21 protein-coding genes are annotated in these 21,829 nt (G+C 32.6%); 18 read left to right on the top strand and 3 right to left on the bottom strand.

Translation table 11 applies throughout. The features are described from left to right. Positions 1–7 precede the first annotated feature (7 nt). From NCC77_RS12705 to NCC77_RS12675, 7 genes are all read left to right on the top strand, one after another. Positions 8–685, top strand: coding sequence for a hypothetical protein (locus tag NCC77_RS12705; protein WP_250835900.1), 678 nt, complete (start codon positions 8–10; stop codon positions 683–685). Between the two features lie 39 nt (positions 686–724). Continuing rightward, positions 725–1,243 (top strand): hypothetical protein, encoded by a 519-nt coding sequence (locus NCC77_RS12700; protein WP_250835899.1) that lies wholly within the window; start codon positions 725–727, stop codon positions 1,241–1,243. 294 nt (positions 1,244–1,537) lie between these two features. Beyond that, positions 1,538–2,671 carry a DUF2931 family protein gene (locus tag NCC77_RS12695; protein ID WP_250835898.1) on the top strand — a complete coding sequence of 378 codons (1,134 nt, stop codon included), beginning with the start codon at positions 1,538–1,540 and terminating at the stop codon, positions 2,669–2,671. 14 nt (positions 2,672–2,685) lie between these two features. Next, on the top strand, positions 2,686–3,093 hold the full coding sequence (locus NCC77_RS12690; RefSeq protein WP_250835897.1) for a hypothetical protein: 408 nt from the start codon (positions 2,686–2,688) through the stop codon (positions 3,091–3,093). A 137-nt stretch (positions 3,094–3,230) separates the two neighbouring features. Then, positions 3,231–3,752, top strand: a complete 522-nt coding sequence (locus tag NCC77_RS12685) for a hypothetical protein (RefSeq protein ID WP_250835896.1) — start codon at positions 3,231–3,233, stop codon at positions 3,750–3,752. 396 nt (positions 3,753–4,148) lie between these two features. Further along, positions 4,149–4,382 (top strand): hypothetical protein, encoded by a 234-nt coding sequence (locus NCC77_RS12680; RefSeq protein WP_095931884.1) that lies wholly within the window; start codon positions 4,149–4,151, stop codon positions 4,380–4,382. 267 nt (positions 4,383–4,649) lie between these two features. After that, on the top strand, positions 4,650–4,940 hold the full coding sequence (locus NCC77_RS12675) for a hypothetical protein (RefSeq protein WP_250835895.1): 291 nt from the start codon (positions 4,650–4,652) through the stop codon (positions 4,938–4,940). 40 nt (positions 4,941–4,980) lie between these two features. On the opposite strand, the gene NCC77_RS12670 is transcribed toward NCC77_RS12675, so the two are convergent. Then, a complete protein-coding gene (locus NCC77_RS12670; RefSeq protein ID WP_250835894.1) occupies positions 4,981–6,588 on the bottom strand; it encodes a reverse transcriptase domain-containing protein in 1,608 nt (535 codons plus the stop codon). A 426-nt stretch (positions 6,589–7,014) separates the two neighbouring features. Here NCC77_RS12670 and NCC77_RS12665 point away from each other — a divergent pair, with 426 nt between their 5' ends. Next, positions 7,015–8,388 carry a hypothetical protein gene (locus NCC77_RS12665; RefSeq protein ID WP_250835893.1) on the top strand — a complete coding sequence of 458 codons (1,374 nt, stop codon included), beginning with the start codon at positions 7,015–7,017 and terminating at the stop codon, positions 8,386–8,388. A 38-nt stretch (positions 8,389–8,426) separates the two neighbouring features. On the opposite strand, the gene NCC77_RS12660 is transcribed toward NCC77_RS12665, so the two are convergent. Next, positions 8,427–9,170, bottom strand: a complete 744-nt coding sequence (locus NCC77_RS12660; protein ID WP_250835892.1) for an SDR family oxidoreductase — start codon at positions 9,168–9,170, stop codon at positions 8,427–8,429. Positions 9,171–9,496: 326 nt separating this feature from the next. Between NCC77_RS12660 and kaiC the strand changes: the two genes are divergently transcribed. The 7 genes from kaiC (at position 9,497) to NCC77_RS12625 (ending at position 15,519) form a co-directional block, all read left to right on the top strand. Continuing rightward, positions 9,497–11,170, top strand: a complete 1,674-nt coding sequence (gene kaiC, locus NCC77_RS12655) for a circadian clock protein KaiC (RefSeq protein ID WP_250835891.1) — start codon at positions 9,497–9,499, stop codon at positions 11,168–11,170. 5 nt (positions 11,171–11,175) lie between these two features. After that, on the top strand, positions 11,176–11,469 hold the full coding sequence (locus NCC77_RS12650; protein WP_095927489.1) for a circadian clock KaiB family protein: 294 nt from the start codon (positions 11,176–11,178) through the stop codon (positions 11,467–11,469). 2 nt (positions 11,470–11,471) lie between these two features. Continuing rightward, the gene (locus NCC77_RS12645; RefSeq protein ID WP_250835890.1) at positions 11,472–11,771 is read left to right on the top strand and encodes a circadian clock KaiB family protein; all 300 of its coding nucleotides are present in this window, start codon (positions 11,472–11,474) and stop codon (positions 11,769–11,771) included. A 1-nt stretch (position 11,772) separates the two neighbouring features. Further along, a complete protein-coding gene (locus NCC77_RS12640; RefSeq protein WP_250835889.1) occupies positions 11,773–13,026 on the top strand; it encodes a sensor histidine kinase in 1,254 nt (417 codons plus the stop codon). A gap of 1 nt (position 13,027) precedes the next feature. Beyond that, complete coding sequence (locus NCC77_RS12635) at positions 13,028–13,432, top strand: response regulator (protein WP_250835888.1); 405 nt, start codon at positions 13,028–13,030, stop codon at positions 13,430–13,432. A gap of 92 nt (positions 13,433–13,524) precedes the next feature. Beyond that, the gene (locus NCC77_RS12630; RefSeq protein WP_250835887.1) at positions 13,525–13,860 is read left to right on the top strand and encodes a winged helix-turn-helix transcriptional regulator; all 336 of its coding nucleotides are present in this window, start codon (positions 13,525–13,527) and stop codon (positions 13,858–13,860) included. 582 nt (positions 13,861–14,442) lie between these two features. Beyond that, positions 14,443–15,519, top strand: coding sequence for a calcium:cation antiporter (locus NCC77_RS12625; protein ID WP_250835886.1), 1,077 nt, complete (start codon positions 14,443–14,445; stop codon positions 15,517–15,519). Between the two features lie 133 nt (positions 15,520–15,652). Here NCC77_RS12625 and NCC77_RS12620 read toward each other — a convergent pair whose 3' ends face one another. Further along, the gene (locus tag NCC77_RS12620; protein ID WP_250835885.1) at positions 15,653–17,506 is read right to left on the bottom strand and encodes a carboxypeptidase-like regulatory domain-containing protein; all 1,854 of its coding nucleotides are present in this window, start codon (positions 17,504–17,506) and stop codon (positions 15,653–15,655) included. Between the two features lie 339 nt (positions 17,507–17,845). Here NCC77_RS12620 and gndA point away from each other — a divergent pair, with 339 nt between their 5' ends. From gndA to pgl, 3 genes are read left to right on the top strand one after another with little or no spacing between them, the layout of a single operon-like run. After that, positions 17,846–19,255 (top strand): NADP-dependent phosphogluconate dehydrogenase, encoded by a 1,410-nt coding sequence (gene gndA / locus NCC77_RS12615; RefSeq protein WP_250835884.1) that lies wholly within the window; start codon positions 17,846–17,848, stop codon positions 19,253–19,255. Between the two features lie 27 nt (positions 19,256–19,282). After that, entirely contained in the window at positions 19,283–20,815 is a 1,533-nt protein-coding gene (gene zwf, locus NCC77_RS12610; protein ID WP_250835883.1) for a glucose-6-phosphate dehydrogenase, read from the top strand. After that, positions 20,796–21,512, top strand: coding sequence for a 6-phosphogluconolactonase (pgl, locus tag NCC77_RS12605; RefSeq protein WP_250835882.1), 717 nt, complete (start codon positions 20,796–20,798; stop codon positions 21,510–21,512). The genes zwf and pgl overlap by 20 nt, the downstream gene beginning before the upstream one ends. Positions 21,513–21,829 lie beyond the last annotated feature (317 nt).

The raw sequence follows: 21,829 nt of genomic DNA, 5'->3' as shown, positions 1-21,829 counted from the left end.
ATTGAAGATGAAAAATTTAGCTATATTATTAAACATGTTTTTATTTATATCATGCCATAAAGAAGACACTATAAATCACTTTTTAACTAAACCAGTTACTCAAAAAGAGCTAGAACTTAATGGTTTTTACAAATATTCATATGAGATTATAATAGACGATAAAGATAAAGTAGATGATACTATTCGTTCTGTAATTAAATATGATATGTATTCTAATGTGAAGCCAGAAAAAAATGAAAATGGAGATATTTATCCAACTAAATTATGGAAATTTTATAGTGAAGATTCTATAAAAAACAGAAAAAACATGGATTATCTTAAAAATGAATTAGATAATAAAATTATTACTTATTTGTTTAGAAATGATTCTTTGTTTTACAAAGATGTATCCATTGAGTTTTTTGATAAAACTGAAAAAAAAGTTCCAAATCTTACAAGTAGAAAAAAGATTATTAATTATTATAAAAAAAATAAAATTCCAATAGAACCCAAAATAAAGAATGCTAATGAAGGAGAAAAATATGCTACACAATTTATAATTGACGGCTATTTTACTCGTTTTTTTTACTCTAACAAGGAAGATAATTTTGAGATGTTTACAAATTATTTAACCACTTCAACTGCCTACCCGATTAAAGAAGATTGCTATTCCGGTCACATTTATAAAGTATATTATTTTGACTAAATGAAAAATTCAATTGTATTATTTGTAACATTTATATTGATGTCTTGTCATAAAAAAGATACAATTAACCACTATTTACCTGACCCAATAACACAGCAAGAATTATCGGATAATGGATTCCATAAATACTCATATACTGATACAATTGATGATTTTAAAAATAAAAACACGAATAGATACATTACAAAATACAAAATGTATTCAAATGTGAGACCAGAAAATAAAGATAATCCATTTTATCCCATGCAATTAGTTGGGTTTTACAAATCAGATTCAGTTAAAAATAAACAAAGTATTCAGTACATCAAAAATCAATTAAATAATAGAATTATTACCTATCTGTTTAGAAATGATTCTTTGTTTTATAAAAATGTGGTAGTATTTCCTCATGACCAAGAAATTGAAGAAATAGCTGATTTAAGTTCTGAAGAAAAAATCAAAAAGTATTATAGCGATCTGAAAATTCCGATAAGTATAATTATAGAAGGCAATAGGAGTAAAAAAAGTTACCCCACTTTGTTTCGAATAAATAATTACAAAACGAGTATTTATCATTAAGAATAAGATAAATCTTACAAATTGTTTATAAATTACATTAATGAAAATAATTTTTATAGAAATATTTTGGAGCACTATTATTTAGGGCAAAAGATTAATGCTCGTTATTATGATTAAATGAGAAACCTAATTCCCCCCTGCTGGCGAGAGCGTCCCGCTCGTGAACACAAAGAATGACAGAATTATAGACAAATCTTGCAAATGCAAGAGCGAGACGCTCGCGCCAGCAAGAGGGACTAAATCTAGTAAAAGACAAACCTAAACGCCAAATTATTGACGCCTAAAAAACGGATTATGAAAAAAATCATACTACTACTTAGTATTATTTTAACTACACAACCTACCTCTTGTCAAAAAATGGAAAATTATAAAACAGAAAAATTTGAATGGGATGGAGACGCTACAGCGCCATCTGGATATCCGATGCGGATTATATACCCTCATTCCTTTATTTTAAGTGATGGATATGAAGCTACAATACCCAACGGTAGTGAAATGGAAGATGGCTGGGAAGGTTCGGCAAACAGCTGGGCTGTAGGAGAAGCATACAAAGCAATGCCTGATAGCTTAAAAATTGCCTGGTATTCGTATACCGAAAATAAATTTTACAAAGGCAATTTTAAAATGCCTCAGGAAAAACTGTATAATCTTTTTAAGGATGGGTATCTTATTTATGGAATAGATGCAAAAAGACTTATTTATGAAGGTTATGATAAAAAAGAGCTTCATAAAGAAACCTTTAGCTCAATTACTGTCGGTCTCGCACCAAAAGGAATGGTAGTGGTTTGGGCAAGTGGGCAAAATAAAATTGAAATTGGGCGTTATCAAGCTGAAGCAGTTCTCGAAGGACCAGAAGCCGATCGCATGTGGAAACAAATAGCAGAACTAACTGATAGGCCAATAGTGGTAAAAGAAAGAATGGAAATTCATTTTAGCCTTGAAGTACGAGAAGAAGTAATGCTGGACAAAATAAGTTCTAAAAGATGGGATGATTATCGCAAGCGCTATCCCTGGAAAGTTGCCTTTAATCAAAAGCTGGAAATTTATGATTTTTATGTACGATTTTATAACAGTGAAATAATTGGCAATCCGCCAACCACAGATCAAATCGCATACAATAAAAACATCTTGCAATCCAACCTTAAAGCTGTTCCTAAAAAGTTTGGCGCATTTGTTAAATCTCTAGATGGCACAAAGCACTGGCTCAGAATTGATGCCTTTGACGAACAGGAAGCACTAGACTCATTTCAAAACTTATCGAAAATTAGCCCCGATAGTGAAATTACCATGTTACTAAATGTTGATGATAGTTTTACAAAAATGAGTATCATCTTAAAAAATGACTACAAACAAATCGAACTAAAAAAATGCAAAACTAAAATTTTCCTGATAGACAAAAGAGCAGAAGAAATTTTGAAGAATCAATAAACTAAATAAAGATTATGTATTCCGAAAAAATATTAGACGACATTCATATTATATTTCCATATCAAAGAAAGTATGAATATTATATAGTTATAAATAATCAAACAGAAGCAAAGTTTATATTCAATCGAACTTTGAAGTTTGAAGATGAAATAATGGTAATGTATATAGATTCTTATGGTAATTTAATGTCAAACAATAAAAATTTAAAAGTTACAATTGACAAAAGTGAAACAGTACTATTTAAGAAATATAGAGAACAAGTCATCTTAAGTAATAACTTGACAGTTACAATATTGCCAATGAAAGACATTCAGGAAATTGCTAATAACACATTTTATCTTGATCATCAACGCCACATTGTAGATTTTGTTAATCTAATAGTAAAAGATAATGATAATATATTACCACTCTTTTTTGTTTAGAATTTAAATAGAACCCTATTAAAAAAAATTATATCTATTCATAATGACAGCATTATAGACAAATCTTGTAAATGCACGAGCGAGACATTCGCGCCAGTGTGGGAATTTAGTTTTAAAAATAGTTCAACATATAAATTATGAGAATTACAACGTTTTTTTTCTGTCTTTTTCTTAATACATTAATTGCACAAAAGAATACTCCTGACTTTATTCAAAAGGAAATAAAATCATGTAGAATAGCAATTAATGATTCTTTAAGTGTTTATAAAATTCACGAGAATCTGTTTAACAATGAAATTACTTTTTTTCTAAAAACTGAAAATGTAATTACCTCAGAATGCAATAAAAATTCGCTAACAAAAAAGCTAATTGAAAAACTAAATTTTTCACAAAATCCAATAATAGAGATAAATAATTATGACATTAAAAATATTGTTATCAAAGATTTTACAAATCTCATTCCTATTAAGATCGTCGCATTAAAAAGATTAAATTATACAAGTATAATAATCGAAATAAATAGTTTTTCATACTCGACAATAGGCAATGGATATATCTATATATGCTTCAAAATTGATCAGAAAGGAAAAGTAATTGAGAAAAAAATACTTGAATCAAAACTGTCTTTAAAAACAAATAAGTATAAGAAAATTTTCTAAGTCACAATTTTGCAAACAAAAAAAATACCGATAGCGCGGATTTCCAATCCATGCCCTCAAAGATTGGTTTGGTTCTCTATTTTAAATATAAAACTAAAGCTGTGTGAATCTTTGTAGCTTCTGTCTTGATAATTTGTGTTGTGTGTTATTGTTACGGGCACGGTTGGAAAATGTGCGCTATTAGGAAAATAAATATTTAAGAATTTTACTACTTTTAATACTATTAAACCAACTTCTTTTTTAATATATTTGCAGTCCTAAAAGTTAAGACATGATTATAGAAAAAAAGTTTGCCCGTGTGGTATGGTGGCGGTATTGGAAACAACTGCAACGCGTTCTTAACTGCGTAGGACACCTAACCTGCGCGGGTTTTATATTTCCCTAAAAGTTAAGATTATGAGTACCAAAACCCTTTCAAAAGAAGCCGAAATCGGTCTAATGAATTTCTTCAACGACAGAATTGACCCACTCGATATGGCGAGAGCCATAAGACAGGTAAATCTAACCCTCGCATTGGGCGTTCTAAACGATCAAGAAAACATTCAGTTAAACGCTGCCAAACTTGGAGACAGCTTCTATTGGCTCAATGAACTAGCCGAAATTTTAGATCCTTATCTGGATTTGGAGTAAAAGGTTTGTTTCTTTTTGAAAAAATTAAAACCCTTGGTCTTGGAAAAGATTGAGGGTTTTGTTTTTTTCTTATCCAGTATAAATACTTATTGTTTTTGATTTTGGTTTATTAGTAAACTTGTTTATAATATTTTTTTACTCTTTTATGGATTTCCGTAAATCACTTGGTTATAATATGGTAATCTTTGTTAATAGAAATCATACAATAAAATTCTACTATTAATGATTTAATAATTCAAAAAATAATATTAACTAAATTTTAAAAATATGGGAGTTATAACAAGATCCGAATTACATTACACTGACTATTCATGGACCGCAATAAAAGGGGACGACCCTAGAGTTTCTGGTGAACCTGACAGCACTTTACTTAGCCGTAAAGAAGGCTATGAAGTGTTATATTTCGTAAATAAATTTTGTGAAATATATGAATTAAAACAAAAGCAATCGGCTATTAAAGTTGAAAAAATGATTAGAAACGAAGTTCCAAGTGATAAAAGAAGTCAACAAAATATAAAAGAGTGGATTAAAGAAAATTGGAAAAACAGTAAATACTAATAGTTAACTAGATAGTATCGTTTAGATACTATCTAGTTTTCTACTTTAAATACTTTTTGATAGCAAGAAAAGCAACATTCCTACTTTTCTTTATTTGCTTATCAAAAGAATTTGTTTGAAATTCATCGCAACAACGTTTAATGTAACTATGATAATTTGCTTGTTTTTTATTTTTTCGCTCACTAAACTTAAACTCATAAAATCCTCTGTCGTTTAAAACAAGATTATATTTCATCTTTTTCTTTACTCTTTTTTCCGTAAGATCTCCATCCTTAAACTTTACAGGAAGATTATAAATTTTCTTTACTTGATTTTTAAAAATCGCTTTTTTTGTATTTGGATTTTTTTCAATCAATTTTAAAGTTCTTCTACTTTTTCTTTTAACAGTAGATATAATTTTTCGATAATATTTAGCAAGATTAGTAGATTTTATTCCAGTATGATATCCTCTAAATTCAAATCCTAAATATGTCATAGCAGAAGAAACCTCTTTTCCATCTTTTAAAATTCTAAAACATTCTAATCTGCTATTATTTTTATGGGCTTTGTTTCTGAATACAAATTTTTCAGTTTTGTCAGTACTTATTTTTATCTCATACTTTTTTATTAAAGAATAAATATAACTTTCAATATTATCACAAAGCTTCTTGTCACAAATAATAAATATATCATCTGAATATCTTCTATAGTATACATTATGAGTTTTCACCCACTCATTTACAATATCTAAATCAAAATCAAAAAGATAAAGATTTGCCAGGACTGCACTGATAGGTAAACCTTGAGGAATACCGTAGTTTACTCTTTTTCCATTATCCAATTTTTTCGAAAAAGGATTTGAATAAATTGGTAATTTTCCTTCTTTTATATGTTCTCTAAAATCTTCATTAGATTCAAAAAAACACCTAAAACCTTTTCTTTTTCGGATATCAGCTAATTTAGATTCATCAAAAGGGGATTTTCTACCATTTCTATTTTTCCTTATACGTAAATCATCTAGAAGTACATACTTAAATTTTGTACAAGCTTTGAATACGTTGTAATGATCTTTAGGTATGTTCTCGCATTCATTTAAAGCTTTTGCCCATTGTTTCTTTAAAATTTTATGATCTAAAGTTGAAAAAAAACTTTTCAAATCAATCGCCAAAACAGCTGTCTCTACATCCTTTTGGGTTCTATTTTTAATTTCATCAAAGCACTCTCTAGCAAAATGAATATTAGATTTACCAATTCCTGAATTTTCAAAGGTTTCTATTTTTCTATATGCAATAACAGCCTCATCTTGTAAAGGTTCTTTTTTAAGAAGTCTCTCATATTTATTTCTTAAGATCTCAGCATAATATCCATAAACCAAAGCGTCCATATGACTTGCATAATGCAATGGTCTTTCTTTTGAATTCCTAACGGGATGTAGGGTATTTTTACGATAGTGAGTATGCTTTCTTTTTGCAGTAGTAAATTTTTCTTGATTACCTTTTTTGAACTTTCTATCAGAAAGAATTGTATGTATTAAAGGATAGAAAGCATAATTTTCAATATACTTTTTATTAGTAATTTTTCTTTCTATAGTTTGCCAATTACTTCCTAACTCCAATGATGGAGATAAATGCAAATATCCTTTTTCTTTCAGCCAGTTAGGTCTATCCATTATAATAAATTAAAAAAAGAATCTGCGATCAGCAATAGCGTTAATAAACTACATACCTCATTTTATGAGTTGGATCGGTACCCAATTACTGAGTCATTGGTTATGTGATTAAATGTAAAAGAACAATTATTATGAAACTATCAACTGAATTAATTAAATTACTATCTTTGCTATGCTTCTGGCTCGCAGGCAGTCATGCAGCAGTATTAATAAACTCTATCATTCTTCTTCTAAAGGTCATATATTTATTAATATATAAACTAAGATTTCTTAAATCTTCTCTCCTCATATATCTTTATATACATGAGTAAAACAAAATAAAATTTTGATTTAAGATCCACACAGCTGTAATTTACTCCTCACGCAGATTCTTTTCAAATTTAACATTAAAATTCATATATTGGCATCTTAACCAAAAATAAACTAATGTCTGAATTTAAAATTGGAGAACTTATAGTTTTCAAAACACATCCATTTATTAGAGAATTTACAAATATTAAACTCTCCGCTTATCCTGAATACACTTCGCCTATAATGGTGATTAAGGAAACAAAAGAAAAGTCTTACGACAAGGAAACTGGTCGAGATATCGGACAACAGTTGCATTGCACATATTATAACTCCAGAGATGGAAAATTTACTGATAAGTGGATAAATAGTAATCTAGTTAATAAAGTAAATTACTCTATATTAACTCACAAAATTCTTGCTGATTTCCATTTAAAAAAAGAACTGCAAGATTTAAAAAAAGAGCTTACTAGTAAAAATTATGAAAATTTAATTAAAGAAAAACATTTAAATAAAAAGGTCATTTTAAAAAGTGTCGATTTAGAATTATTTAAAAATAAAATTAATCGCACGAAAGAAAATGGAGAATTAGTTGAAACAAATCACTTAGAATTTCTTCCTCCTTTAATGACTATTATTGGCTTCAAATTTTCAGATGATAAAAACAAGTTTTGCGAAAAAACAGGTATTCCTCTAATAGAATTAAAATGTAAATGGTATAATTCTCATACGAAATCATTTTCAGAAAATTTTCTTCCTATTGAGACTTTGTATAGTGTTACTGATACACAGGATATAATATTGAAAGAAGATTTATTATCGGATATCGTAAGTTCAATTGAGGATAACTCTTTCTTCAATTTGCCTATTTTCCCAACCACGAAATGTTTTAATTTGGAAGGACGTGATATTAAAATATCTCATACACTGGGACATTCCGAAGCGGTGATATACAAGCATTATTTTTATCAAATGAATTATTTTGATTATATATACCAAAATAAATTTGCTGTCACAATAGACGATTCATTCACTAAAAAAAATGAAAAGGATGTTTTTGGAAAGAAATATCCCGATTATAATTCAAGAGGCTTTAGATTAAGGACAACTGATTGTAGATTTATTATTGATTCTTATTATTATATAAGATATAAAGATTCATATAACAACATAACAAAAAGAATTATAAAAATTTCAGAACTTTTTATTTATATAAAAGATTTTAAAAAATTTAAAGAGACATATACAAATTTAAATTCATGGATTGTTGATGATATTACTTTTGTTAAATATAATTACGAAGATGATGGCAGCATATACATTTATTTAGAAGGAGAAATAATTCCTGATAATAGATTATCGAAAAAAATTTTTACAGATGATAATGTTGAAATAATATTAAAAACGAATTGTCTATTAAGAAAAGGAAAAATTCGAAATTTTAAAATTAATAGTATATTAGAGATTCAAGAAATAATTGATGGACAATTTCTTTTTGAAGAACTACATTAAAGCAAAAGAGCCATTATAGGCTCTTTTGCTTTAAAAACTTATCCCAAACTCATCCCGCCATCCATAATAACATCAGCACCCGTCATAAACACCGCAGCATCACTACTTAGATAAGAAACCATTTTAGCCACATCTTCTGCCCTTCCCATTTGTTTTAGAGGCACTTTTTCTACTACGATATCCATAATGCCTTTTACGGTCGTTTCGTCTAAACCTACTTTGTTCATGACTTCGGTTTGAGTTGGTCCTGGGCTAACCGAATTGACACGAATCTTTCTTGGCGCTAATTCTAAAGCCGCAGATCTCATAAACGAATTCAAAGCGGTTTTACTAGCCGAATAAACCGAAGCTCCCGGCCCTGGCATACTCGCAGTATTCGAAGAAAGAAATACCACCGAAGCACCATCTTTCAAAATCGGGATAAATTTGCTTAAAGTAAAAAAAGCACCTTTTAGATTCACATTCATAATGCTATCGTACAATTCTTCTGTGGTTTGTTCAATTGTTCCTAAACCCGCGATTCCCGCATTGATAAACAAAATATCAACCGAACCGAAATCGGTTTTTACCTTTTCGGCCAGTTTTTCGATATCCGAAATATTCGATTGGTCTGCTGTAATGGCTGTAACGCCTAGTTCTAAAGCTGCCTTTTCTATGGCCTCTTTTCTTCTTCCTGTAATAATTACTTCTGCGCTTTGATCTTTTAATAATTGTGCTGTAGCATATCCTATTCCACTGTTTCCGCCTGTTATCACTGCCACTTTATTTTTTAAATTGTCCATTTTATATGTGTTTTAAATTAATGAGACAAAGGTAAATTCAAAATGGTATAACTTTGTAACCAGTATAATAGAGTATACCAGAAGTGCATTTTAACATTAAAATACTATTGAAAAATAAGTTTTAGTAAAAAGTCTCCTTTTTGTGTTAAATATCAAATCTTTATTCTGCACTTTTTTGGTTAAAATTCTTCGATTTATTTAGATTTTAAAACTAATTCTCTTAATTTACTTTTAAAACTTCATTAAATGCCTGTTAAATCTTAATGAGAATTCATTGAAAATTGTGCAGAAAAAGGTATATTTGAGTAATACAGAAATTTATTATCGTGCAAGAAAAAACAAAATCACATAGTTTTATATTTCCAAAAACCCCTACTGGAGTTGACGGATTAGATGAGATTACAGAAGGTGGATTTCCGCAAGGACGACCAACTTTAATCTGCGGTGGAGCGGGATGCGGTAAGACTTTATTGTCTATGCAGTTCCTTATAAAAGGAATTACAGAGTATAACGAACCAGGAGTTTTTATGTCTTTTGAAGAACCTTCAGACGACTTGACTCTAAATGTTAAATCATTAGGCTTTGACCTTGAACAGCTTAAAAAAGATAAAAAGCTTGTTGTAGATCATGTTCGCGTTGAAAGATCAGAAATTGAGGAAGCGGGCGAATACGATCTTGACGGCTTATTTATTCGTTTAGGACATGCCATCGATTCTATAAAAGCGACTCGTGTTGTATTGGATACCATCGAATCGCTGTTTGCTGGTCTGGACAATCAGGCTATTTTACGAGCAGAATTGCGAAGATTATTCCATTGGCTTAAAACCAAAGGCGTAACTGCCGTTATTACAGGAGAACGTGGCGAGGCCACACTAACCCGCCAAGGTCTGGAAGAATATGTTTCGGACTGCGTAATTGTTCTCGATCATCGTGTAATTGAACAGGTTTCGACTAGAAGGCTTCGAATTGTAAAATACAGAGGTTCAACACATGGAACAAATGAATATCCGTTCTTAATTGACGAAGACGGAATCTCAGTTCTTCCTATTACTTCTCTGAAATTGGACAACGAAGTTTCCTCAGATATTATCTCTACAGGTGTTCCTGGACTAAATGAATTGTTTCATGGCGGCGGTTTCTACAGAGGAAGTAATATTTTGGTTTCGGGAACTGCGGGAACGGCTAAAACAACTGTTGCCTGTTATTTTGCTAATGAACAATGCGAAAAGAACGAAAAAACGATTTACTTTGCTTTTGAAGAATCACCGCATCAATTGGTGCGTAACATGAGATCAATCGGAATTGATTTGGAGAAACACATCAAAAAAGGTATTTTGCAAATACATTCTTCCCGTCCTTCATTGAATGGTTTAGAGCTGCATTTGCTTACGCTTAGAAAACTAATCAAAGAGTTTGAGCCTACTACCATTATTATTGACCCGATCAGTAATCTTATTTCGGTAGGAAGTGAACACGAAGTGCGCTCGATGCTAGTACGATTAATTGATATGCTGAAAGCCAATAATATTACGGCCATGTTTACGTCACTAAACAAACAAACCGACACCGTTAGACCTGATCTGGCAGAAGAATCGGTTTCGTCATTGGTAGATACTTGGATCACAGTTCGCGATATGGAAGGTGTTGGCGAACGAAACCGCGGTATTTTTATCATCAAAGCACGCGGAATGGGACATTCTAATCAAGTTAGAGAATTTGTCATAACGAGTAACGGAATCGAATTATTAGATGTTGAATTAGGTCCGCAGGGAATTTTGACGGGAGCGGCGAGAAAGTCTTATCAATTCAAAAAAACCATCTCGGATATTAAGCTTCAAAACGAAATAAGCCGAAAAGACAGGGAGATTGAGCGTAAACGCAAAGTCCTTGAGGCGAATATTGAAGCATTGAGAACAGAATTCGAATCGGCTGAAGAAGAACTGAGTATTCTTAAAGCAACAGAAGAATTGCAGGAAAAACTGTCTTCTAAGAAAAAATAAATCAAATGAAAAAAGAAGTAGCCGAATGGCAATTATTGCTTTATATAGCAGGGCAAACGCCAAAATCGATCAAGGCGCTCGAAAACATAAAGAAGTATGCCGAGGAGCATTTAAAAGGAAAATACAGCATCGAGATTATCGATTTGCTGAAGAATCCGCAATTGGCAGAAGGCGATCAGATTTTGGCCGTACCTACTTTGGTGCGTAAATTTCCCGAGCCTATTCGTAAAATTATAGGTGACCTTTCTAATGAAGAAAGAGTGCTTGTAGGGCTGAACATCAAACCTATAAACTCTTAATCATGGAAGATTCATCTGATGGCACTAGTACAACCAAACATAAGTTTATGCTTTTTGTTTCAGGTATGTCTGTTAAATCAGGACATGCAATCGAAAATATACGCAAAATTTGCGATACCTATCTCACCAACAATTATGAATTAGAAATTGTTGATATCAGCCGTGATAAAGAACTGGCTGTGATTCATCAGATTGTAGCCATTCCTACCTTGATCAAAACACAGCCAGAGCCTAAAAGAATCATTTTAGGAGATTTATCAGATAAAGAAAAAGTATTATACATACTTAATATAAGCGAATAAATTGAAGGAAAATAAAAAAAATATTGCCGCTCTATTAGCCGAAATTGAGTCATTGAAAGAAGAACTTTATGAGTCAAACAGTATTGTTAATGCCATAAAACAAGGAGATGTTGATGCGCTTGTGGTAACGAGTAATGGAGTTCCCGAACTGTATTCTCTAGAAACTGCCGATTATACATATCGTCTTCTTATAGAGAAATTCGGTCAGGGCGCGCTGAGTATTTCAAGAAATGGATTGATACTCTATTGCAATGAGCAATTTTCAAAATTAGTCGGTCTTTCATCAGAGAAAATAACAGGAACGTACATTTATGAATACTTTACAAACCAAACACAGTTTGTTTCTATTATAGAAGCACTGAGATATGGAATTACTAAACATGAAATACTTCTAAAATCGGAGAATGAAAAGACTTTTCCAGCTTATATCGCTTTAACTGATCTTGAACCCGCTGTAGAAGCTATTGGGGTTGTAATTACCGATTTGACCGAAAAGAAAAAGCATGAGGAAGCTTTATTCCGCCATCAGAAAGAATTAGAAGAAAAAATAAACGAACTGAATAAAATCAATCGTAATCTCGAAGAATTTATTCATGTAATATCACACGATTTGAAAGAACCGCTGCGGAAAATTGTCATGAATACCAGCAGAATTGACGGAAGCTATTTTAAAGAAGCCGATACAAAAGCTATAAATGTCATGAAATTATCGGCTCTTCGATTGAATTCTCTTGTTGATGATTTGGTGCAGTATTCATCTCACACCGCACAGGAAGAACGAACAGAAATAGATTTAAGAACCATCATTTCGGAAGTTATTGAGGATTTTGAAATTATAATTTCGGATAAAAAAGCAGTTATCAAAACAGGAAAACTTCCTATTATCAAAGCTTCTCGAGTGCAAATGAGACAGCTTTTTTCTAATCTTATTTCAAACGCCATTAAATATAGTAAAACAGATATTGCTCCTGTAATAGAAATTTCGCAGGAAGAAAATTTAGATAGTGAAATACCGAATCAAAATGCTAAATTTGTAAAGGTTCAGATAAAAGACAACGGCATTGGAATGGAAGAAAGCCATTTGCTTAAAATATTTGTCATTTTTCAGCGCCTGCATGCCAGAAACGAATACTCAGGAAATGGTATTGGCCTCGCTATCTGTAAAAAGATAATGGAAAACCATTCTGGAAATATTACCGTTGAAAGTACATTGAACAAAGGAACCATATTTAACCTTTACTTCCCGATTTTATAAAATGCCGGAAAAATATAATTTACATATCGTAATTGCTGAAGATGACATAGATGATGCAGATGTTATTACAGAAACTTTTACCAAAAATCCAAATTTTAGCAAAGTCAGTCTTGTTGCCAATGGCGAGGAACTGCTTAATTATCTAAAAAACGATTCGAACGAAAATCCCGATGTTATTCTTACCGATATCAATATGCCTATTATTGACGGTATTGAAGCTTTGCAAGAAATCCTTAGCAATGATGAATTAAAAAAAATTCCGTGTTTTGTTTATTCCACAAGCATTAATCCTTCGTACAAAGAAAAATGCGATGTTATGGGCGTAAAAGCCTATTTGATTAAACCGTATTCTTTTGAAGCTTTCGCTGAAATTCCGAAAACTATTTTGAGCATTATTGAAGCTTAAATTTTCGTTACATCTTTATTTTTTTTTCATTATTTTAGATTTATGGTATAACTTTGTAACCAGTAAATTTTCTAAACTAATGCTGTTTTGTTATGGAAAGAAATCAGAAAGAAGAAGTACAAGCGCTTCAGGACACTTTACATGTTTTGGGCGGTAAATGGCGTTTGCCCATCATCAACTCTATCTGCAATGGAAACAACCGTTTCAGGGAAATTGAACGCAGCATTCCGGGAATTACGACACGCATGCTTTCGCGAGAACTCAAAGAAATGGAGATCAATATGCTGATCAAAAGAACCGAAGACCGTGATGCCGAAATTCAGGTCAAATACGAATCGACGCCGTATTGCAAATCATTCGGCCCAGTAATCGAAGAAATGATCAAATGGGGAAAATCGCATCGAAAGGAAATTATTCGAAACTCTTAAAATATTCTCCCGCAGATTTAGCAGATTATGCAAATCAAAAAAAAAATCTGCTTTATCAGCTAAATCTGCGAGAAAAAAAATAGAGAAACTTTAATTTTTTTCTTAAACACATAGAAACATAGATTTTTTTATTTCAGAAAGAATTAAAAAAGAAACTAGTTTCTAACACATAGTCTCAGTACGAAACGAACTTTGTCAAAGTGCGAAACTTTAACAAAGTTTAAACCTATGTGAATTAATGTTAGTGAAACGCCTTTATCCGCAATTTTAAACTATGTTTCTATGTGTTTAGAAAGAAATCAACACGAAGCCAACTTTGTCAAAGTTCAAAACTTTGACAAAGTTTAAACTATTAAGGAAAAACCGCATCGAAAGGAAAACATGAGAAATTCTTAAATAAAGTTTTAATTTTATTTAAGTCAAAATATACTTTTTGAGTCAAAACACTCTTAAATAAACTTAAAAAGTGCTTAAAAATGTCTTTTTTTATCATTTTTAGCTATAAAAGTTCTATCTTACAAAAAAGGTAAAAGCCGATTCTGTTGGCCCTATCGGCAGTATAAACTTTAAAAACTACAAAAAATGAAACAACTATTACAGTGGACCATCATTATTCCAATCCTTTCGTGGGTTCTTTTATTTAGCGGACTGATCGCCGACAGCAGCTTATTTCAGATTGTTGCTAGTATATTGCTTATTCTGAGCGTAATGTCTGCCGTTCATCACTCTGAAATTATTGCAGAACGCGTTGGAGAACCTTACGGAACCATAATTTTGGCTATTTCTATTACTGTAATTGAAGTTTCTATTATTGTTTCTTTAATGCTTTCTGAAGGTTCTGAAGCCGCTTCTTTGGCCAGAGACACCGTATATGCAGCCACCATGCTGATTCTGAACGGAATTATTGGATTGTGTCTACTTATTGGAAGCATCAAACATTACGAACAGAATTTCTCTACTTCTTCGGTAACGATTGGTTTGGTTTCGCTTATTTCGATTATTGTATTTACTCTGGTTTTCCCCACTTTTACAGAAAGTGTTCACGGCTCTTATTATTCAACGCCTCAATTGATCTTTGCTTCTATTGCCTGTCTGGTTATTTACGGTTCTTTTTTGTTCGCACAAACCAAAGGGTATCGCCAATATTTTCTAACCAATACTACGAGCGAAGACGAATCTAAAACACATCCAATCGAAATTAATAATAAAACATTTTATACAAGTCTTGTTTTTCTATTGGTGAGTTTAGGAATTGTGGTCTTACTAGCGAAAACCCTCTCACCTACTATCGAAACTATTATTATAAGTCACAATCTTCCAAAATCTTTGGTTGGGGTTGTAATCGCCATCATTATTTTATTGCCAGAAGCGATTGCAGCGATAATTGCAGCCAAAAAGAACCGATTGCAAACGAGTTTAAATCTAGCTCTAGGTTCTGCTCTTGCCAGTATTGGTTTGACTATTCCAACTGTTGCGCTCGTTTGTATCCTAATGGGAATTCCAATTGTTTTAGGACTTGATATTAAATCTATTGTTCTTTTGGCACTATCTGTTTTTACCGTAATGCTTTCTCTGAGCAAAGGAAAATCGAATATCGTTTACGGCGTTGTGCTTCTAGTCAATTTGTTTGCTTATATGTTTTTGATGATTTATCCTTAAAAAATTAAGATTTAAACACATAGAGACATAGATTTTTTTTAGTTGAGAAAGAACTAAGAAAGAAACTAGTTTCTAACACATAGCTTTAAAAAAGCCTGTAAAATTAATACTTACAGGCTTTTTTTATCATTTTTTAAAACAGTGTCAATCCAAAACTCCATCCAATCCATCCCAGAATATCTTTGCTATTATTGTTTATTATAGTATAGCGTTTGGTACAATCCTGAACGAATGTAGAAGTATTTAAGTTGCCGTTTTTATCTTGTTTCTCAGACCAATAAAAATTTAAAGAAGGTCCTGCAGATAGCGCTACACCTTTACATAATTGAAAAGAAAAGGAAGAATCAAATTTAGATAAGGAATTATAAATGTCCCAATTTACTAAATAAAGATATTGCGTGCTAAATTCGGGATTATAAGTAAAACGTTTTCCTAATGGAATGTTCTTCCCTAATCCAATTCCGAAAGAGAATAGCTTTTCTTCATCGTTTCTATCGCTTCTTCCCGCCATTAAAATGGTATACATTTTATGGTCTCCTGTTTTTACAGCGAGATTTATGTCTGAAATCTCGTTGCTTGTAATACTAATCTTTTTATAACCGCCTTTTTTAAAGTTTAACAGACCAAAACTATAACCAGACGGTGAATCTGTAATGTTGACCAATCCAAATTGGACTCCGTTTAATTCTTTGGCATAATTAAAAAGTCCCGTAATTTGGGCACCACGCACGGTATCTTTTCCAATATTGTAAATTCCCGAAAACTGTAATCCGTTTTGTGAACCCTTTACTGTATTACCAATTCCTGCAATTTGAAGCCCTTTAGAATCTTTATATACATTGTTATAAATACCACCCATTTGCAAACCGACTTGCGAACCTTTCACACTATTATGAATGCCACTTACTTGCAATCCTCTTAAATTGCCAAAAACATTATTATAGATTCCGGCTAACTGAATTCCGTTAACAGATCCTCCAACGGTATTAAATATTCCGGCTATTTGAAGCGCGTCAACATTCATACGATTAATATTGTAAAGTCCTGCCATTTCTAGCCCGCGAACTCCAGCATTATAACCTCCTAATATATTTAGCGAAAAATTATTGACAATTTGCGTATTCAGCATTCCTCGAGTGCTGATACTCGGAATTAAAGAAGCCTGCAAAGGAACCTTAGAAATAAATCCTCCTAAATTGAGCGCTTGTATTTTTTGTTTGGAAGAAATAAAGAAACGGCCAATTCCTGATCTTTCAATTGCAGAGAAATCTCCATCAATATAATCTGTTTTATTTTTTTTGTCTCCCATCTGAATTTTAATTTCAGAAAGAAATACCATCGTCACAGTTTTATAATTCTCCTTAACCGCCGTAAGTTCTATAGCTTGCGGTGCATTTTTTAATCGAAGTTCAAAAAAACCATCTTTATTCGTTAAGGTAGATACTAGTGCATTCTTCTCTAATACACTCACATTTTCAATACGATTATTGGTTTGTGTATCTACAATATAACCAATTACAATTTGCTGTCCGTCACTCAAAACAGTGTTTTTTTCTAACACCAAAGCAAGTTCCAAAGGAGCATAACGAACAATAACAAACCCTGGCGATTCTTTCAATTCATATTTGGCACCTAGCAGCTGATCTAAAACTCCTTTTATGGTATTATTATCAGCATGAATGCTAACGACACTATCTTTTACAGCCAGTTTGCCATAATAAGCAAATCTGAAATTTCCTTTTTCTTCCATTAAGTCCAAAACACTGCCTAATGGCTTCTTATCTGCTTGAATAGATATTTCGTTCTCTAATACCGACTGTGCATTTGCTTTAAAAAAGATACCCGAAGTAAGGGTTAAAAAGATGGCTGTAAAAACAAACTTTATGTTTCTTGGCATAAAAAGGATATAATACTTTAATGAATTAAATCTTGGATCCAATAATTGGGTTTTCAAAAATACCTCAATTCCTATATTTTCAATAAACATTTTTATAATTTTTTACTTCTTTTTTCTTACGAGCGTGAAGATGCTGCTAATAAAAGTATTCGCAAATGACAATAGCAGTATTATAACGATATAGTTGAAAAACAGTCATAATAAGCGTAATTTTTACACATAAAAAGTATCACAATAAAGACCAAAAGTGAACGATTTTACCCCTTATTTTTCAGCATTTTTCTCTAACTTAGCGCTCTACATTTTGAAATGTAAGATTAAAATAACCATTGTTTTGCTGCAAAACATTGAATGAAAAAGAATTACCATACTTTCTCTTACTTTTTGCTGCAAAAACATTTCTTCTAATAATTTAGTTAATTGAAAACTATGAGCAAATTTGATTTTGGAATTGTAGGACTCGGCGTAATGGGTCGTAACCTACTTTTAAATATCGCCAGCCATAACTTTGCGGCTGCAGGTTTAGACTTAGACACCGAAAAAGTCAATTCTCTTCAACAAGAAGCCGATGCCGACCACACTATTGAAGCGACAACAGATGTAAAACATTTTGTAGAGCTTATTCAGCAGCCAAGAGCGATTATGTTATTGGTTCCTGCGGGAAAACCAGTTGACAGCGCTATCGCTAGTTTATTGCCTCACTTAGACAAAGGAGACATTATTATTGACGGTGGAAACACTTATTTTACAGATACGGACAGAAGATTTATTGAATTGTCTGAAAAAGGAATCCACTTCTTCGGAATGGGAATTTCGGGCGGTGAAAAAGGGGCTCGTTTCGGTCCTGCTATGATGCCTGGTGGAGATCAGAAAGCATATGAAAGACTTCGTCCTATTTTTGAAGCCATTGCGGCAAAAGTAGATGGCGAACCTTGTGTAGAATATTTAGGAAATGGTTCTGCTGGAAACTACGTAAAAATGGTTCACAACGGAATTGAGTACGGAATCATGCAGTTGATTTCTGAGATTTATGACTTAATGAAAAGAGGTTATAACTTGGATGATGAAACGATTCAGAAAACTTTTGCCGAATGGAATCAGACTGATGATTTAAGATCTTATTTGATTGAAATTACTGGAAACATCTTAAAACAAAAAGATGAAGACGGAACACAATTAATCAACAAAATCTCGGATTGGGCAAGATCTAAAGGGACAGGAAAATGGACTTCGCAAAATGCAATGGATTTACAAGTTCCAGTTCCGACAATCGACGCAGCGGTTAACATGCGTGATATGTCTAAAACAAAACCAGAAAGAATTGAAGCGGCTAAAAAATTAGTTTGGAACGCTGATGAAACAAATGTTCCGCAAAGCGAAGCCATTGCGGATTTAAAATCGGCTTTGTATTTTTCTATCGTGGTAACTTACGCTCAAGGTTTAGCTCAGCTTCACACCGCTTCTAAAGAATACAACTACGGATTAAATCTAGAAACTGTTGCTAAAATCTGGCGTGGCGGATGTATCATTCGTGCTACCATTTTAGAGGATTTCAGAAAAGCATACGTAGCAAAATCAGATTTGCCAAATTTACTTTTGGATGGCGGAATTGCTTCAAAATTAGTAGAAAACCAAGCAGGAATGAGAGCTGTGATTCAGTTCGCTGTTCAGAAAGGATTGCCTGTTTCAGGATTAATGAACTCGTTATCTTATTTTGATGCTTATAGATCTGCTAATCTTCCAACTAATTTAATTCAGGCACAGCGTGATTATTTTGGAGCGCATACTTACGAGCGTATCGATAAAGAAGGCGTTTTCCATACACAATGGGCTGAATAAACAATTAAAGCAACACAACTACACACAATGACTAAAAATAAACTAAAGAATCCAACCATCATTGTTATTTTTGGCGGAACTGGAGATCTAGCAAAGAGAAAGCTCTTCCCCGCTTTCCAAAATCTGTACCTTGACGGACGCATGTCTGAACAGTTTCAGATTATTGCTCTTGGTAGAGCTGAAAAAACCAATGAAGATTTTCGCGCTTATGTAGCAGAAAATCTAAATCTGTTCTCAAGAAGAAAAGGAGTTGATGATCCAGAAACAGAAAAGTTTCTTTCGCATATCTCTTACCACAGTCTTGATATCGATAAAGAAGAATCATACTTTGGACTAAACGAAAAAATAAACGATTTTGACCTTGCTTTTGGCGAACGCGCTAATCGTCTTTTCTATCTTTCGATTACGCCTTCTTTCATTTCAACGATTTCAAACAATATCAAGAAAATTGGACTTGCTGCAAATCCGAAACAAGATCGTATTATTATCGAAAAACCTTTTGGCTACGATAAAGCCTCTGCAATTGAATTGAATGAAATGCTTTCACAGACTTTCAAAGAAGAGCAGATTTACAGAATCGACCACTATTTAGGAAAAGAAACGGTTCAAAATATTTTGGCTTTCCGTTTTGGAAACTCAATGTTCGAACCTTTATGGAGTCGTAATTTTATTGATTTCGTGCAAATTACCGTTGCAGAAGAAGTCGGCGTTGAAGAACGCGGCGGATTCTATGAAGGTGTTGGTGCATTGAAAGACATGATTCAGAACCACTTGTTTCAGATTCTATGTATGACGGCTATGGAGGCTCCTGCTTCTTTAAATGCTGATGACATTCGTAATCGAAAAGCAGATGTTTTAAAGTCAATTCGCCGTATTAAACCAGAAGAAGTCGATCATTATATTGTAAGAGGCCAATATGATGCTGGAGAAATAAAAGGAGTTCCTGTTCCGGGTTACCGTCAGGATAAAGGCATTGCGCCAGATTCTAATACAGAAACTTATGTAGCAATGAAAATCTATTTGGACAACTGGAGATGGCAGGGAATTCCGTTCTACTTGCGTTCAGGAAAAAGAATGGAAGAAAAACAATCTTCGATTATTATTCAGTTTAAACCAGTGCCACATTCTTCATTCTCATACGGAAAAGAAGGCATGACACCAAACCGATTGATTATCAACATTCAACCTTCAATGGACATTAAACTACAGTTTATGACCAAAAAACCAGGTTTATCGATGTCTTTAAGACCTGCAGAAATGGTTTTTGATTATTTTTCTTGTTCTACAATGTCACCAGAAGCTTATGAAACCCTAATTGCAGATGCATTATTGGGAGATCCTACTCTATTTATGCGTTGGGATCAGGTGGAAGAAGCTTGGGATGCAATTGAAACAATTCAGCAAGTTTGGAAAACAACGCCTCCAAAGAATTTCCCAAATTACAAAGCAGGAAGCTGGGGACCTGAAGAAGCTGATGAATTGTTAGCGCGTCAAGGCCACAAATGGATTCCGAATACACAAACAAAAGAAGAAGTTTTAAATGATACAGATACACAATAATACAGAAGAAATTAATACTGCAGCTGCAGATCTTTTTGTAGAATCAGCTCAAAAAGCGATTGCAGCAAAAGGCCAATTTACAGCTGTACTTACAGGAGGTTCTTCTCCTGCTGGGATTTACAAATTATTAGCTTCTGATGCCTACAAAAGCAAAATAGACTGGAGTAAAGTTTATATTTTTTGGGGTGATGAAAGATGGGTTCCGCTTAATGATGATTTGAGCAATGCAAAAATGTCTTATTCGACCCTATTGAGCCACGTTCCTATTCCGCAAGAAAACATTTTTGAAATGTACAAAGACGGAGTTACGCCAGAAGAATATGCAGCTGAATATGAAAAATCTATCAGAAAAGTTTTGGGCGAAGAAGGTAAATTTGACTTGATTCTTTTAGGTATGGGCGATGACGGACACACGGCTTCTCTTTTCCCAGGTGAAGCGGTTCTAAAAGAGCAAACCAAATGGGTTGATGCTTATTATTTGGCTCCTCAAAAAATGTATCGCATCACGCTTACAGCTCCGTTAATTAACAAAGCAGAGAAAATCGTAGTGGTGGCTTTTGGAGAAAAGAAAATCAACGCTTTGAAAGAAGTGACAACTGGCGAATACAATCCGACATTATATCCAATGCAATTGATTAAACCAGTTTCGGGCGAATTATTGTTTTTAGTGGATAAAGTTGCTGCTGGAACAAACTAAGAAATTATTTATTTCCATATAATTCAAGGTCTATACTGAAAAGTGTAGACCTTATTTTTTTGATAATTTTTTTCACGCAGATTTTGCAGATTTAGGCAGATCTAAACAAATCAATTAAAAAAAATCTGCGCGAATCTGCTTAAATCCTTTTTAATCTGCGTGAAACTCTAAAACCCAGCCAAACAAATACAAATCACTGAAAAACAAATATTTACACAAACTTATTTCTTTTTTAATTAATTTTGTCTAATACTCTCCGGATCAAACTATCATTATAAGCATTACCCTTCTTCTTTCGAGCTTTTACACTGATTATA

It is taken from the genome of Flavobacterium tyrosinilyticum, from assembly GCF_023656565.1.
In the GTDB taxonomy this organism is placed as follows: Bacteria; Bacteroidota; Bacteroidia; order Flavobacteriales; family Flavobacteriaceae; genus Flavobacterium; species Flavobacterium tyrosinilyticum.
Note: the sequence above shows the minus strand (reverse complement) of the source record. Positions and strands in the feature narration are given on the sequence as shown.

Coding starts and splice junctions, on each gene's coding strand:
- NCC77_RS12690 (WP_250835897.1), top strand. CDS start 2,686: ATGTATTCCGAAAAAATATTAGACGACATTCATATTATATTTCCATAT.
- NCC77_RS12630 (WP_250835887.1), top strand. CDS start 13,525: ATGGAAAGAAATCAGAAAGAAGAAGTACAAGCGCTTCAGGACACTTTA.
- NCC77_RS12685 (WP_250835896.1), top strand. CDS start 3,231: ATGAGAATTACAACGTTTTTTTTCTGTCTTTTTCTTAATACATTAATT.
- NCC77_RS12680 (WP_095931884.1), top strand. CDS start 4,149: ATGAGTACCAAAACCCTTTCAAAAGAAGCCGAAATCGGTCTAATGAAT.
- NCC77_RS12695 (WP_250835898.1), top strand. CDS start 1,538: ATGAAAAAAATCATACTACTACTTAGTATTATTTTAACTACACAACCT.
- NCC77_RS12675 (WP_250835895.1), top strand. CDS start 4,650: ATGGGAGTTATAACAAGATCCGAATTACATTACACTGACTATTCATGG.
- gndA (WP_250835884.1), top strand. CDS start 17,846: ATGAGCAAATTTGATTTTGGAATTGTAGGACTCGGCGTAATGGGTCGT.
- NCC77_RS12635 (WP_250835888.1), top strand. CDS start 13,028: ATGCCGGAAAAATATAATTTACATATCGTAATTGCTGAAGATGACATA.
- NCC77_RS12620 (WP_250835885.1), bottom strand. CDS start 17,506: ATGTTTATTGAAAATATAGGAATTGAGGTATTTTTGAAAACCCAATTA.
- NCC77_RS12650 (WP_095927489.1), top strand. CDS start 11,176: ATGAAAAAAGAAGTAGCCGAATGGCAATTATTGCTTTATATAGCAGGG.
- NCC77_RS12670 (WP_250835894.1), bottom strand. CDS start 6,588: ATGGATAGACCTAACTGGCTGAAAGAAAAAGGATATTTGCATTTATCT.
- NCC77_RS12645 (WP_250835890.1), top strand. CDS start 11,472: ATGGAAGATTCATCTGATGGCACTAGTACAACCAAACATAAGTTTATG.
- pgl (WP_250835882.1), top strand. CDS start 20,796: ATGATACAGATACACAATAATACAGAAGAAATTAATACTGCAGCTGCA.
- NCC77_RS12625 (WP_250835886.1), top strand. CDS start 14,443: ATGAAACAACTATTACAGTGGACCATCATTATTCCAATCCTTTCGTGG.
- NCC77_RS12665 (WP_250835893.1), top strand. CDS start 7,015: ATGTCTGAATTTAAAATTGGAGAACTTATAGTTTTCAAAACACATCCA.
- NCC77_RS12705 (WP_250835900.1), top strand. CDS start 8: ATGAAAAATTTAGCTATATTATTAAACATGTTTTTATTTATATCATGC.
- zwf (WP_250835883.1), top strand. CDS start 19,283: ATGACTAAAAATAAACTAAAGAATCCAACCATCATTGTTATTTTTGGC.
- NCC77_RS12660 (WP_250835892.1), bottom strand. CDS start 9,170: ATGGACAATTTAAAAAATAAAGTGGCAGTGATAACAGGCGGAAACAGT.
- NCC77_RS12700 (WP_250835899.1), top strand. CDS start 725: ATGTCTTGTCATAAAAAAGATACAATTAACCACTATTTACCTGACCCA.